The sequence below is a fragment of the Actinomycetospora chlora genome (assembly GCF_039542135.1).
Classification (GTDB): Bacteria; Actinomycetota; Actinomycetes; order Mycobacteriales; family Pseudonocardiaceae; genus Actinomycetospora; species Actinomycetospora chlora.
Genome location: NZ_BAABHO010000003.1, coordinates 78,826 through 91,608 on the forward strand (window position 1 = coordinate 78,826; position 12,783 = coordinate 91,608).

The 12,783-nt window shown below is 74.2% G+C and carries 16 protein-coding genes and 1 tRNA gene; 7 read left to right on the top strand and 10 right to left on the bottom strand.

Translation table 11 applies throughout. The annotated features are described in order from the left end of the window. Positions 1–24 precede the first annotated feature (24 nt). Entirely contained in the window at positions 25–1,035 is a 1,011-nt protein-coding gene (locus ABD994_RS02635; protein WP_345410820.1) for an AIR synthase related protein, read from the top strand. Between the two features lie 5 nt (positions 1,036–1,040). Here ABD994_RS02635 and ABD994_RS02640 read toward each other — a convergent pair whose 3' ends face one another. Beyond that, on the bottom strand, positions 1,041–1,403 hold the full coding sequence (locus ABD994_RS02640; protein ID WP_345410821.1) for a hypothetical protein: 363 nt from the start codon (positions 1,401–1,403) through the stop codon (positions 1,041–1,043). 101 nt (positions 1,404–1,504) lie between these two features. On the opposite strand from ABD994_RS02640, the gene ABD994_RS02645 reads away from it, so the two are divergent. After that, entirely contained in the window at positions 1,505–1,909 is a 405-nt protein-coding gene (locus ABD994_RS02645; RefSeq protein WP_345410822.1) for an OsmC family protein, read from the top strand. A 15-nt stretch (positions 1,910–1,924) separates the two neighbouring features. Here ABD994_RS02645 and ABD994_RS02650 read toward each other — a convergent pair whose 3' ends face one another. Further along, positions 1,925–2,455, bottom strand: coding sequence for a hypothetical protein (locus ABD994_RS02650; RefSeq protein WP_345410824.1), 531 nt, complete (start codon positions 2,453–2,455; stop codon positions 1,925–1,927). An 86-nt stretch (positions 2,456–2,541) separates the two neighbouring features. On the opposite strand from ABD994_RS02650, the gene ABD994_RS02655 reads away from it, so the two are divergent. After that, a complete protein-coding gene (locus ABD994_RS02655) occupies positions 2,542–3,315 on the top strand; it encodes a bestrophin-like domain (protein ID WP_345410825.1) in 774 nt (257 codons plus the stop codon). A 7-nt stretch (positions 3,316–3,322) separates the two neighbouring features. On the opposite strand, the gene ABD994_RS02660 is transcribed toward ABD994_RS02655, so the two are convergent. Further along, the gene (locus tag ABD994_RS02660) at positions 3,323–4,120 is read right to left on the bottom strand and encodes an SIR2 family NAD-dependent protein deacylase (protein WP_345410827.1); all 798 of its coding nucleotides are present in this window, start codon (positions 4,118–4,120) and stop codon (positions 3,323–3,325) included. Positions 4,121–4,256: 136 nt separating this feature from the next. Here ABD994_RS02660 and ABD994_RS02665 point away from each other — a divergent pair, with 136 nt between their 5' ends. Next, a complete protein-coding gene (locus tag ABD994_RS02665) occupies positions 4,257–4,799 on the top strand; it encodes a hypothetical protein (protein WP_345410828.1) in 543 nt (180 codons plus the stop codon). A gap of 254 nt (positions 4,800–5,053) precedes the next feature. Here the strand turns inward: ABD994_RS02665 and ABD994_RS02670 are convergent, their stop codons facing one another. Together ABD994_RS02670 and ABD994_RS02675 are read right to left on the bottom strand one after the other, a co-directional pair. Then, positions 5,054–5,428, bottom strand: a complete 375-nt coding sequence (locus ABD994_RS02670) for a hypothetical protein (RefSeq protein ID WP_345410829.1) — start codon at positions 5,426–5,428, stop codon at positions 5,054–5,056. A 527-nt stretch (positions 5,429–5,955) separates the two neighbouring features. After that, entirely contained in the window at positions 5,956–6,150 is a 195-nt protein-coding gene (locus tag ABD994_RS02675; RefSeq protein ID WP_345410830.1) for a hypothetical protein, read from the bottom strand. Between the two features lie 11 nt (positions 6,151–6,161). Here ABD994_RS02675 and ABD994_RS02680 point away from each other — a divergent pair, with 11 nt between their 5' ends. Both ABD994_RS02680 and ABD994_RS02685 read left to right on the top strand, forming a co-directional pair. Continuing rightward, positions 6,162–6,380 (top strand): hypothetical protein, encoded by a 219-nt coding sequence (locus ABD994_RS02680; protein ID WP_345410832.1) that lies wholly within the window; start codon positions 6,162–6,164, stop codon positions 6,378–6,380. A 297-nt stretch (positions 6,381–6,677) separates the two neighbouring features. Beyond that, a tRNA-Arg gene (locus ABD994_RS02685) sits at positions 6,678–6,750 on the top strand. 272 nt (positions 6,751–7,022) lie between these two features. Here ABD994_RS02685 and ABD994_RS02690 read toward each other — a convergent pair. The 5 genes from ABD994_RS02690 to ABD994_RS02710 form a co-directional block, all read right to left on the bottom strand. After that, positions 7,023–7,244: a hypothetical protein gene (locus ABD994_RS02690; RefSeq protein WP_345410833.1), complete on the bottom strand. Its 222-nt coding sequence runs from the start codon at positions 7,242–7,244 to the stop codon at positions 7,023–7,025. Positions 7,245–7,500: 256 nt separating this feature from the next. Continuing rightward, the gene (locus tag ABD994_RS02695; RefSeq protein WP_345410834.1) at positions 7,501–9,174 is read right to left on the bottom strand and encodes a molybdopterin-dependent oxidoreductase; all 1,674 of its coding nucleotides are present in this window, start codon (positions 9,172–9,174) and stop codon (positions 7,501–7,503) included. A gap of 133 nt (positions 9,175–9,307) precedes the next feature. Beyond that, positions 9,308–9,568, bottom strand: coding sequence for a hypothetical protein (locus ABD994_RS02700; RefSeq protein WP_345410835.1), 261 nt, complete (start codon positions 9,566–9,568; stop codon positions 9,308–9,310). 70 nt (positions 9,569–9,638) lie between these two features. Continuing rightward, the gene (gene rpe, locus ABD994_RS02705; RefSeq protein WP_345410836.1) at positions 9,639–10,319 is read right to left on the bottom strand and encodes a ribulose-phosphate 3-epimerase; all 681 of its coding nucleotides are present in this window, start codon (positions 10,317–10,319) and stop codon (positions 9,639–9,641) included. A gap of 101 nt (positions 10,320–10,420) precedes the next feature. Then, positions 10,421–11,398 (bottom strand): class I fructose-bisphosphate aldolase, encoded by a 978-nt coding sequence (locus tag ABD994_RS02710; protein ID WP_345410837.1) that lies wholly within the window; start codon positions 11,396–11,398, stop codon positions 10,421–10,423. A 770-nt stretch (positions 11,399–12,168) separates the two neighbouring features. Here ABD994_RS02710 and hxlB point away from each other — a divergent pair. Beyond that, a complete protein-coding gene (gene hxlB, locus ABD994_RS02715; protein WP_345410838.1) occupies positions 12,169–12,777 on the top strand; it encodes a 6-phospho-3-hexuloisomerase in 609 nt (202 codons plus the stop codon). Positions 12,778–12,783 lie beyond the last annotated feature (6 nt).

Genomic DNA, 12,783 nt, shown 5'->3' on the forward strand with positions numbered 1-12,783 from the left:
TCGTTGACGACGGGAGCCCGCCCGGTGTCCAGCGCCACCTCCGCCCGCGCGACCCCGCACCCCGCCCCGGACCCGGCCGCGGAGGTCACCGCGCTCGCCCACCGCGTCGCGACCCACCCGGGCACCACCGGGAAGGCGGCGATCGGGCTGGTCAGCGAGGTGCTCGGCGGGGCCGACTGGCTCTCGGGCCCCGGCGACGACGGCGCCGTCGTCGCCACGACGGCGGGCGGACGCGTCGTCGCGTGCGGGGAGGCCCTGTGGCCCCCGTTCGTCGCGCGGGACCCCTGGGGCGCGGGGTTCGCCGCGGTGCTGACGAACGTCAACGACGTCGCGGCGATGGGCGCCGTGCCGCTCGGGATCGTCAACACGGTGACCGCGTCGGACGGCCACGCACGGTCCGTGCTCGAGGGCATGCGCCACGCCTGCGGGCTCTATGACGTCGGGATCCTCGGCGGCCACCTCACGCGCCACGACGGCGAGCCGTCGGTGTCGGCGTTCGCGCTGGGCGAGGTCGAGGACCCCCTCTCGGTCACGCGCGTGGCACCGGGCCAGAGCCTGGTCGTGGCCGCCGCGCTCGACGGGGCGATGCGCGAGGACTTCCCGTTCTTCCCCGCGTTCGAGCAGCGCGGGCGGCGCTGCGCCGGCGACGTCCGGCTCCTCGCGAGCCTCGCGCGGTCCGGGGCCGTGGTGGCCGCGAAGGACGTGAGCATGGCCGGGCTGGTGGGGTCGCTGGCCATGCTCCTGGAGTGGGGGACGTTCGGGATCGAGGTCGACCTGGACGCCGTGCCGACCCCGGCCGGCGTCGACCCCGGCGACTGGCTGACCTGCTTCCCGAGCTTCTGCTTCCTGCTCTGCGTGCCCGCGGGGCGCGAGGCGGAGGCGATCGCCGCGATCCACGCCCGGGACCTGGACGCGGCCGTCGTCGGGCGCGTCGACGACACCGGCCGGGTGCGCCTGCGCCGCGCGGACGCGGTGGCGACGGCGTTCGACCTGGCGCGCGACGGCGTCACCCGGCTCGCGCGGGGTCCGAGGTGAGGCCCTCAGAGCTCGCCGCGCAGCAGGTCCGCCGGCGACAGCGCGCAGCCGCCCGGGCGCGGGCCGCGCAGGGCGACGTCGGAGGCGAGCGCGAAGGTGCGCAGCACGCGGTCGGGGCAGCGCCAGGGGTGGTCGACCGCGAAGTCGAGCCACGCCTCCGGCGGCACCACCTCGGCGCCCGTGTAGTCCAGCTCGCCCCACGTGACCGCGAGCTCGAAGAGGTCGAGCACGGCCTCGGGGTCCGATTCCACCGCGAGCAGCCGGTCGTGGTGCGCGCTGCGCCGCAGCGCCGGGGGGCAGCCGCACGGAACGCCCCCGGTGTCGAGGGGCAGCGGGACGACGACGTCGTCCGCGACGGACCGCGTCATGTCGGCCTCCTCCACGGTCGGGCCCACGAGGGGGCGGCTGTGATCGGGACCACTGTGCCTCGCGGTGTTGCACGCGTGTTGCACGACGGTGGAACCGCCCGGTGAGCGCGGCGGAGCGCACCGTCGGGGCCGTCTGGGAGGGCGGCATGCGCTGCACGGTCGACGCCGGCGGCTTCCCGCTCGTCGTCGACGAGCCACCCTCGGCCGGCGGCACGGGGCAGGGCCCGCAGCCCACCGAGCTGCTGCTGGGGGCGATCGCGTCGTGCTTCACGCTCGCCGTCGCCCACAGCGCGGCCAAGCGCGACATCGAGCTGCGCGGCCTGCGCGTCGAGGCGACCGGCACGTACGACGGCCCGCGGTTCTCGTCGCTGCGCATCGAGGTCCGCGCCGACGCCCCGGTCGGCGCGGACCTCGAGCGGCTCACCACCGCCGCCGCGCGCGTCTGCTACGTCACGAACACCCTGCGCGGGAGCCCGCCGATCGAGATCGCGGTCCCGGACGCCTGAGGCGGGCGTGGCCGCTCAGGCCGCGCGGACCTCCTCCCGGCCCCGCTTGCGGGCGAGCTTCGCGGCCTCCCGCACGCGCTTCTCGGCGTCCTTCTCGGCCTTGCGCTCGGCCTTCGCCGCCGCCTTCTCCGCGGCGCGGCGGCGGGAGCCGCCCAGCACGAGACCGGCGCCGATGCCGAGCATCCAGATGTCCTTGGCGACGGGCGTGCCCTGCTGGGTCGGGCGGTAGTGCTCGTCGTGCATGCCGGGCGTGCGCAGGTAGAGCCCGAGCATGCTCGCGGAGAAGCCACTGAGCGCGAGCCCGGCCAGCCGGCCCGGGATGAACGGGGCCAGCAGCGTGGCACCGACGGCGATCTCCCCGGCCGAGAGCGCCTTGAGGAAGGTCGGCGGGTCCATGTCCTTGAGGAAGGGGTAGGTGCCCGACGCGAAGCCGTGCAGGCCGGCCGCGGTCTGCTCGTCGCCGGACCACTTCTGCAGTCCGGAGTTGAGGATGAAGGCGCCGGTCGCGAGACGCGGCGGCAGCTGGGCGAGGTCGACTGAAGGCATGGCCGCGATCGTGCTCCCGTGACGGAGCGGTTGCACGACCCGGGAGGACTGGGTCACGTCGCGACGCGCGGTTAGCATCCCGGCGCGTGACGGGTTGGCCGATCTGGCTCCTGGGGCTGCTGCTCATCGTCGCCGTGCCCGCCGCGGCGGTCGGCATCCAGTTCCTCGTCCGCCGGAGGTGGCCGCGCCTCGCCGAGGGCGACCACAACGACGTCGCCGGCTTCATCATCGCGATCGTCGGCGTCATCTACGCCGTGCTGCTCGCCTTCGTCGTCATCGTGTCCTGGGAGGAGTTCAGCCAGGCCGAGGACCTCGTCGGGCAGGAGGCCAGCGCCCTGCGCGGGCTCTACCGCGAGACCGTCGCGTTCCCGCCCGGCGTCCGCGACCGCATCGAGGCCGACGTGCTCGCGTACGCGCGCAGCGTGGTCGACCCGGAGTGGCCGGCCATGTCCCGCGGGGAGCCGGGCGACCCGGCCGTGGCCGCGTCCCTGGACCGCATGGCCGAGCACCTCGCCACGCTGCCCACCGACACCCCGATCCAGCAGCAGTACGTCAGCGTCGAGGCCGACCGATTCGGCGAGCTCGTGTCGTTCCGCTCCCAGCGCCTCGACTACGTGGAGCAGGGCCTGCCCCCCGTCCTGTGGGTGGCCCTGGTCTTCGGCGCGCTCCTCACCATCGGCTTCGCGATGATCTTCGGGCTGCGCAGCACCGGGCTGCACATGATCATGACGGGCAGCCTGGCGGCGCTGATCGGGGTCCTGCTCTTCGTGGCGGTCGCGATCGACCACCCCTTCGCGGGCGACGTCTCGGTCGACCCGGCACCGCTCGTGCGCGTGCTCGACGACTTCGGCAGCCGCTGACGCCGCGTCAGTCCGTCGCGGCCGGCAGGTCACGCACGAGCCGCGGCAGGACCTCGCCGATCCCGCCGCGCAGGACGACGTCGGCAACGGGGTCGTAGGGCGTCGGCTCGCCGTTGACGATGACGACCGACGCGCCCGCGGCCGCCGCGAGGTCGACCACGCCGGCGGCCGGGTGGACGCCGAGCGACGTGCCCACCGCGAGCAGGACGTCGGCCTCGACCGCCGCGCGGCGTGCCCGCATCAGCACACCGGCGTCGAGCTCCTGGCCGAACGAGATCGTCGCCGACTTGAGGATGCCGCCGCAGTGCGGGCACGGCGGGTCGTCCTCCCCCGCCGCGACCCGCGCCAGCGCCTCGGACATCGGCGCCCGCGCCCCGCACGACAGGCACGCCACGTGGTGGAGCGTCCCGTGCAGCTCGACGACGAGGTCGGGCGACGAGCCGGCGGCCTGGTGCAGCTCGTCGATGTTCTGGGTCAGCAGCGCGAGCAGGCGCCCGGAGCGCTCGAGGTCGACCAGCGCGGTGTGCGCCGGGCCGGGCCGCGCGTCCCACACCGGGTGGACGGCCCGCTGGCGCCACGACTCCCGACGGACCTCCGGGTCCTCGACGTACGCCTGGAGCGTCGCGAGGCGCTCGGCGGCCGGGTTGCGCGTCCAGACGCCCTGCGGCCCGCGGAAGTCGGGGATCCCGGAGTCGGTGGACACACCGGCGCCGGTGAGGACGGTGACGCGCCGGGCACGGGCCAGGAGGTCCGCGGCCCGCGCCACCGGGTCGTCACGGTCGTCCCGCTCGTCCTGGTGACCCACGTCTCCACCGTGACAGGTCCCCCGACCGGGTGCCGCGTGTAACGCCCGCATGGTTCACCCCGACCACACCCATGCGACGTCGCGAGCACCTCCGGGTGTCGGATCCCCGGCTCCGGCGCGCAGTGGGAGGGGTGTCGTGGGGACCCACCGGAATGCGAGCTCGTCGCCGACGTCGCGCGTCATCGGGGTGCACAGCCTGCCGATGGCGGTCATCTCGCTCATCAAGGACCAGTCGGTGGCGCGCGGGCTCGTCCGCGACCCGCTGCCCGAGGTGACCCACGCGGTCCGCACCGAGGTCGCCGCGAGCTCCGGCCGCTGGTTCGGCCGCGGCCGCGTGCGCCACGCCGTCACCGAGCTGCTGCTCACGCCCGAGGTCCTCGTGGTGGTCGACCGCGACCCCGAGCGGGACGGCCTCGACCCGGACCTGCAGCTCACGTTCCACCGTCTCCACCAGCTCGAGGTCACCTCCGAGCCGGAGCAGGGCATCGGCCTGCTGAGCACCCCGGTCGGCTCGACCGAGCGCAGCTCGCGGGTCGTCCCCTCGGACGGCGGGCCGGAGACCACGCGGTTCCGCCAGGCCCTCCTCGAGGCGGCCGAGCGCTCGCGCGGCATCGACGTGCCGGCCACCCGCCTGCCCGACGAGGCCGAGTCGACCTCGCGCTCGCCCGAGTACTCGTAGGGCGGTCCCGCGACGGGTGACGACCCCGCCGGCGCTGGCTTCTCAACCCCGACGGCGTCGCCCCGAACCGTCGGCACTCGGCCGGCGGCGGTCGGGCGTTTCCCGTTCGTGCGCCGACCCCAAACGGGGCGTCACGCCTCCGGGGTCGCGCGCGGGACACGGCCCGTCCTCCCCCGGTTCCGGCTCATCCGTGGAGGACGTGATCCCCGGAGATTCGCGAGCAACGCCCTTCTCCGGCTCGCCGCCTCGACCCGTCAGGCGGAGCCCGTTGCGGGCCGGGGCAGGAGCATGCGGACGGAATCGCACAGCCCCTGCATCTCGACGATGGGTGCAGTGCTGAGCAGCTGCATGAAGTGCCGCCACCTCGCTCCGTCGACGGTGACCGTCATGGCTCCGGGCCCCGCGACCAACGCGAGCAGGCCGTCCAACCCCTCGCGACCGCAGTGGGTGACAGCCGCCATGTTCAGGTGCAGGTCCGTCTGGCCGCCCCGCTCGAGGTGCTCGCAGTAGTTGGCGAGGCTGATCATCTCAGGTGGACCGATCTCGCCGGCCAGCACGATCGTCCGCGGCGTGGAGGCGTCCACTGGCGGCCCCCGCTCAGGTTGGCGAAAGCCGAGGGTCCCGCTCACGCGACGTGTCCGCAAGTACTCGGACTGCTTCTGGACGGCACGGTCCGCCCGGCGACGGCGTTCGGACACGCGGGGCGGTCCGTCCGAGATGCCCGCCGGCCAACCACCAGCCGAGCAGTGAGGAGCGGGGCGGCCGTCAGGGGTGCGGAGCGCTGACGTCTGTCGTGCCGTCCAGGCGTCCCGCGGATGATCGAGCGGGTCGGGCGTCGTCGATGCTTGTCATCGGCGACGTGCACGAGGACAGTGGTTCAGAGCTGGGACTCCGCCGAGGGTCGCATGGACCAACGGCTTCAGTGCAGGACCCGATCAGGGGCATGGGCACTCCTAGGAAGCGACCAGCGGCTCCTCTCATCGGCTCTGTGTGTCGGTGCTCGACAGACCACCGTCGCCGCGGGCCTCTCCCACGCTCCGCGAGGGGCGCGGGGCGGTGGTGGGCTCGTACCGGCCGGGCCGATCGGTGGGATCCGAGGAGTCGGCGAGGTAGGCGTCACCAGCGCCATCCACTTCGGAAGTAGGACACGATCACTTCATCCGTGGCAGTACAGACCCTCTCCGATCACATCAGGCGCGCCTGGATCGACCGACTCGTCGATCTCCAGGTCCTCGCCGCTCATGGTGACCGCGAAGCGGTCGTCGACCTGGAGGAGTGGCTGGCGCACGACGCTGAAGCTCGCCAGGTGTGGAACATCATTGCCCAGACGTGCCAGCAGCTTCGTCCTCACCGCCTCGACGCTTGATCACCGACAGCGGGCGCCGCATCGCGGCCGATATCCTGGATCTCGTCGGTGAGGGTGCTGCCGCGTTGATCATCTCGTCGGTCTCGGCGGTGCACATGCCCGTGGCCCGTGGCCACCACGATCGCGCGTGCCTCAGCGAGGCCGGCGGCGACGGTACCCCGGGGGAGGATCACGGGTCGGAGCTCGACGGGCCGAGCGAGCGCTGGTCGCGCTGATGGGAGGCGCGATGCCGGCCTCGGACGACACGCGACTGCCCCGGTCGAGCTGCGGCACACCGCGGCGTCGCCGGCGATCGCCTCCGGAGCAGACGTCGAGGTCCTGCCGCTGCTGCTCGGGCACAGCGCGGCGACGCCGACCCTGGACCTGTACGGGCACCTCTTCCCTGACAGACTGGACGAGCTGGCCGACCGGTTCGACCGCGCCGTCTGTGCCCCGGATGTGCCCCAGGACCCATCCGAGGACGACGACGAGGACGACCAGTGACCGCATCTGCGCAGCTAGGCTGCGTGCAGGCCCTCGTAGCTCAGGGGATAGAGCACCGCTCTCCTAAAGCGGGTGTCGCAGGTTCGAATCCTGCCGGGGGCACGGGCCGGGGATCGCGGGGCAGCTGTGGGGCGCACGCCAACGCCCCGACGCCGACGTCCTCCCGGGTCGCATCGTCGCTCCACGCGTTCGACACCGTGATCGCCGGTGCCCTGGCCGAGGACCCGGCGGCTTGCTTCGCCCGGGCCAGCGACCTCGCCGCGGCGGCACGCCGGGCGCTGGGCGACGTCGACGTCACGTCGCCCGCCACGCCGCGGACGGTGGGCAACGTCGGCGCGCAGGTCCGCCCGGCGTCCCGTGGTCGGGCGGGGACCTCAGGGCGGAGAGCGGTCGTCGTGCTCGGCGGGCTGATGTGCCGCGGTCCCCGCGGTACCGAGGTGTCCACTGACGAAGGCCGAGACGACGGCCACCAGGATCAGCCACAGGACCTGGACACCGGTGCCCGCCTGCAGAACGAGCACCCCGGTGGCCACCAGCGCCAGCGAGGCCGGCTCCTCGAAGAGCCCACCCGTCGACGGTGACGCGGCGTTGATCATGATGACGGCCTCCTCCGACCCACGACAGGGTCGACGCACACAGGTGTTCGTCGGCCGCGGCAGCGAAGTTCGACGTCGCCGTCCGACGCGTCCCGGAGGACGCCCTCCCGCGCCCCGAGGTCGACGGCGACACCGCCGGGCCCCGAGCTCCGTCCAGCTCACGTGGGGCGGCCCCTGCGACGCTGCCGAGCGCTCTCCGAGGAGACCACTGCCGTCGTCGCCCGCCCGGTGGCCTGGACCGCCGCGGCCACCGTCCTCAGATGGCGGTGACGTCGACGGTGTGCCAGCCGGTGGCGCCGTCGGGGATGGTGAGGCTGGGCGTGGCCACCTGGGTGTCGCCTCCCCGGTCGGTGGCGCGGACCTGCAGGCGATGTGCTCCCGGCGACAGGTCGACGTCGGTGCGCCACATGCGCCAGGTGTCGATCGAGACGTCGCGGGCGAGCTCGGCGTCCTGCCACGCGCCACCGTCGGCGCGGACCTCGACGCGCGCGACCCCGGTGTGCTGGGCCCAGGCGACCCCGGCGAGCGTCGTCCGCCCGGCCAGCACGGAGCCCCCCGAGCGCGGGACGTCGATGCGTGACTGGGTCTTCACCGGCGCCTGCGCGGCCCAGCCCCTCTGCTGCCAGTAGGACGTGAACTCGTCGAAGGTGGTGAGCTCCATGTCGGTGAGCCACTTGCAGCCGGACACGAACCCGTAGAGGCCGGGAACCACCATGCGCACGGGGAAGCCGTGCTCCACCGGCAACGGCTCCCCGTTCATGGCGACGGCGAGCATCGCGGCGCGACCATCGGTCACCGCGGCGATCGGGGTCCCGGTCGTGAAGCCGTCGACGCTGGTGGATGCGATCTGCTGGGCTTCCGGCCGCACCCCGACCTCGGCGAGCAGGTCGGTCAGCGGGACGCCGAGGAAGACGGCGTTCGAGATCAGGGCGCCGCCGACCTCGTTGGACACGCAGGTCATGGTGATCGGCGCCTCGACGAGGCGACGTGACCGGAGATCGTCGTAGGACAGGCGGAGCTGGCGGTCGACCAGCCCGTGGATGCGCAGCGCGTAGTCGCGGGTCGTGAGCTGCGGGACCTGCAGGGCGGTGTCGATGCGGTAGAAGGCGTTGGTCGGCGTCAGCCACGTCGGGGTGCCCTGCGCGGCGAAGTCCGCACCGGCGAGATCGGCCAGGGGACCCGGAACGTCGGGAAGCGCCCCGACCGCCGCCCGTGACGCGTCGGCCCCGCCGGTCACGGCGAGCCAACGACCCACCGCGGCCGCCGCGGCGGCCCCCGCGGCGGCGCCGACGACGCCGAGCAGGAAGCGACGCCGGGTGGCGCCGAGCGTCCCCACCGGGCCCTTCCGATGCACCGTGGGCTGTTCGGTGACCGAGGGCGCGTCGTCGCCGCCGTCGTCCCGGCCCGGGCCGTCGTGGGAGGACGCCCCCGAGCCGCCGACGGTCGCCGCCGCGGCGGCGCGGCGCATCGCGAGCCGGTGCAGCCCGAGCCACACCGCCAGCCCCGCGACGAGGGCGGCGAGCGGGGCGAGCAGGTCGACCGGCGAGAACGCCGGGGCGGCCGTGGCCGAGGCGACCGCGACGAGACCGAGGAGGACGACCACGAGTGCGCCCGGGGCTGCGCTGCGCCGGCTCCCGAGGCCCGCCGCGGCGGCCACGAGCACGAGCACGACCGCCATGCCGAGGAGCAGGGCCAGCTTGTCGTAGACGCCGAACGTGGCGATCGCGAGGGCCTTGAGCCACTCGGGCGTGAGTCGGATGAACTGACCGCCGACGGCGAGGACCGGAGAGGACGCCGGCGAGAGCACGCCGGCGACGAGGTCGCCCACCGCGAGCGCCGCGGCGACGCCGAGCAGTCCGCAGAGCACGGCAGGACGCGCGTCCACGCGCGTCGCGCAGCCGGGTGTCGGGTCGTCGGTCGCGATGGGCACGCCCCGCGTACGTCACCGACCCGGGGCGAGTTCGCCCTTCCCCGCGCGGAGGCGCGGACCACGAGGACCGGGTCGTGGCCGCGTCCCCGGAGGGCGCCACCGGCAACGAATCTGCCGGGGGCGCGAGGCCGGCTCAGTGCGAGCGCGGCCAGAGGGGCGACGCCTCGGGCTGGTCGTCGTCCACCAGCCGGTGGGCGAGGGCGAGCGCCTCCTCCCGGTCGGTCCCGTCGCCGTCGTCGGCGGCCGCGGCGGCCTCGAGCACGCCGACCACGTCGGCGGCCTCGCCCGACGAGACCCCCGGGTACCCGGTCCCGAGCTCGTAGCGGGTGCGCAGCACCCCGACCGCCTGCCGCAACAGACGGTCCTGACTCTCCCGCGTGGCGTTGTCGATCATCGGAGAACTCCCCTCCGTCGTGCGTCGGCACCTCCGGTGGACGTGCCCTGGCTGATCGTGCGTCGGTGTTTCAGGAGGCCGTCCCCGCCTCCGTCAGCACCTGGCGGATCTCCTCGGTCGCGACGCCCTTGCCGTCGGGATGGTCGAGGATCGCGGAGCCGACGACGAGGAGGTCCGCGCCGGCCCGCCAGGGCGCGGCGGCGGTGTCGGCGGAGATGCCGCCGTCCACCTCGACCTGGACGGGGCGCTCGGACCGGTCGGCGATCTCGCGGGCCTCGGCGACCTTGTCCTCCATCGCCGCGATGTACTCCTGGCCGCCGAACCCCGGGTTGACGGTCATGACCAGGATGTGGTCGAGCTGGTCGAGGACGTGCGCCACGAAGTCGAGCGACGTCGACGGGTTCACGGCCACCCCGGCGCGCGCGCCCATCCCCTTGATCATGGACAGCGTCCGGTGCAGGTGCGGGCACGCCTCGACGTGGACGATCACCGTGTTGCACCCGGCGGACACGAAGTCCGCGAGCACGGGGTCCGGGTCCTCGACCATGAGGTGGGCCTCGAAGGGCAGGTCGACGTGGGGCCGGCAGGCCCCGACGACCGCCGCGCCGAAGGTCATGTTCGGGACGAAGTGGCCGTCCATGACGTCCCACTGGATGCGGTCGACCCCGGCGCTCTGCAGGTCGCGGACCTCACCCGCGAGGCGGGAGTAGTCGGCGCCGAGCACGGACGCGACGATCGCGGGTGCGTTCACTGGTGCCCTCCGTCCGGGGCGTCGCGGCCGGGTCCTCGGCGAGCCGGCCGCGCGCTCGGTGATGACGTGTCGTCGGTGCAGCGTCCATGTCGCCATCGGGCTCAGCGGACGGAGGCGTTCGCGACCGCGCGCTCCGAGAGGGCCTTCTGCGCGGCGTCCCACTGGTCCTGGCTGCCCCGCCAGGTCTCGAGGGCGGGACCGACCAGGGCGCGCCCGAACGAGTAGGTCAGCTCCCAGGGCAGGGGCGCGAGCTCCTTCATGGCCGCGAGGTTGCTCGTGGCCTCCTCCGGGTCCTGCCCGCCGGAGAGGAACGCGATCCCCGGTACCGCCGGCGGCACCGTCTCGCGCAGCGTGTCGACGGTGGCGCGCGCCACCTCGGACGGGCTGGGCCGCTGCCCGGACTCGTCGCCCGCGACGACCATGTTCGGCTTGAGGACGATGCCCTCGAGCTCGACGCCCATGAGCCCCAGCTCGGCGAACACCGACCGCAGGACCGTGCGGGTCACCTCCCGGCACTGCTCCAGGGAGTGCTCGCCGTTCATGACGACCTCGGGCTCCACGATCGGCACGAGACCCGCCTCCTGGCACAGACCCGCGTACCGGGCGAGGGCGTGGGCGTTGGCGTGCATCGCGCGCTCGGAGGGCAGACCGTCGCCGATCGAGTACACGGCGCGCCACTTCGTGAACGTGGCCCCCAGCCCGACGTACTCCTCGAGCCGGTCACGGAGCCCGTCCAGCCCCTCGGTGACGGTCTCGCCCGGCGCCCCGGCGAGCGCCTTGGCCCCGGTGTCGACCTTGATCCCGGCGAGCACCCCGATCCGGTCGAGCGCGTCCGGGAACGTGGTCCCGTCCGAGAGCACCTGGCGGATCGTCTCGTCGGACAGGATGGCGCCGCTGATCGACGCGGCGAGGTCCGGCGTGGTGAGCAGCAGCTCCCGGTAGAGACGCCGGTTCTCCTCGGTCGACTCGACCCCGACGCCCTCGAGGCGCTTGCCCATCGTCCCGACGCTCTCGTCGGCCGCCAGGATGCCGCGCTTGTCGGACACCAGTGTCCGGGCGATATCGCTCAGAGATGACATGAGTCCCCTACCTCTCACGTGGAGTGCCGGCCGGATCGAGGGCCTCGGTCCGGCGCGGTGACGAACGATCACCGGCGACCGGTCGCGCCGATCGCGACGACGTCGCGGGCATCGACCCGGTGCGGGATCACGGTGACGACCGGATGCGCGCAGGACGGCGCCATCCGTGCGTGACACCCGGAGGGGCGCGCTCCCCGAGGGGGCGAGGGAACGGGCCGGGGTGTCGTCGGACGACTCGAGGCGTCCGACGGGGACTTTGTAGCCGCCCCCGGCGAGGACGCGCAAGCGCCGGGACGCGATACGTCGGACGTACCTGTCGAAGTCGGGCAACCGGGGGACCGCGCGCACCCCGGGTAACCCCTCGACTCCCCCGCGTAGGGGAGGCCCCGGGTCCGACGGCGTGCCTAGCGTCACATCCGTGAACGCCGAGAGGACGGGCCGGCCGCGAGCGCCGGCCGGAGCGAGGGGCCCGCCGACCCGTCGCCGGGACGGCACGGAGACCGGCCACGAGCCGGTCCGAGAAGGCAGAACGCGCCGCGCCGAGGTCCGGCGCCGGGCCGGGCGGGGCGCCCGGGCACGGCAGCCACCGGACACCGGCGGCAGCGACCCACGCTCGACGTCGCGCCGGGGCTCGAGGACCCGACCGACCGCACGACCTCCCCGGGAGGGCTCCATCCCGGACGCACTGACTCCCACCCGGACCGCGAGGCCCCGGGACGGCTCGACGCCCGACGAGGGCACGGGACCTCCCGGCGAAAGGGGCTGTCTCCATGTCGACGTCGACATCGCACGAGCTCGACACGGGTGGCGCCGGCGGTGATGCGGCCCGGTTCGGCGAGGCCGCGCACCTGATCACCGCCGAGCACGGCCGGATCGTCGAGGGTCTCGACACCGACGCGTGGGGCAAGGCCGCGGAGATCATCACCAGTGCCTCCGGCGTGTTCACCGTCGGCACGGGACGCAGCGGGCTCGCCCTGCAGATGGCCGCGATGCGGTTCATGCACCTCGGCAAGGCCGCCCACGTCGTGGGCGAGACCACCACGCCGGCGATCGTCGAGGGCGACGTGCTGGTCGCGGCGTCGGGCTCCGGGTCGACGAAGCGGGTGGTCACCGCCGCGCGTGCCGCGGCCGACCAGCGCGCCTGGGTGCTCGCGCTGACCACGGATCCGGACTCCGACCTCGCGTCCCTCGCCACCGTGACGCTGGTCGTGCCGGCGGCGGACAAGCAGGACTTCGACGGCACCACCTCGGCCCAGTACGCCGGGAGCCTGTTCGAGCAGTCCGTCCTGATCCTCACCGACGCGCTCTTCCACGTCCTGTGGCAGGGCAGCGGGACCACGGCGCGCGACCTGTGGCGCCTCCACGCGAACCTCGAGTGAACGCCG

Bases quoted from the DNA above. Each gene is read 5' to 3' on its own strand.
- ABD994_RS02640 (WP_345410821.1), bottom strand. From the start codon at position 1,403: ATGACGCGGTCCGTCGCGGACGACGTCGTCGTCCCGCTGCCCCTCGAC.
- ABD994_RS02650 (WP_345410824.1), bottom strand. From the start codon at position 2,455: ATGCCTTCAGTCGACCTCGCCCAGCTGCCGCCGCGTCTCGCGACCGGC.
- ABD994_RS02690 (WP_345410833.1), bottom strand. From the start codon at position 7,244: ATGATCAACGCCGCGTCACCGTCGACGGGTGGGCTCTTCGAGGAGCCG.
- ABD994_RS02700 (WP_345410835.1), bottom strand. From the start codon at position 9,568: ATGATCGACAACGCCACGCGGGAGAGTCAGGACCGTCTGTTGCGGCAG.
- ABD994_RS02710 (WP_345410837.1), bottom strand. From the start codon at position 11,398: ATGTCATCTCTGAGCGATATCGCCCGGACACTGGTGTCCGACAAGCGC.
- hxlB (WP_345410838.1), top strand. From the start codon at position 12,169: ATGTCGACGTCGACATCGCACGAGCTCGACACGGGTGGCGCCGGCGGT.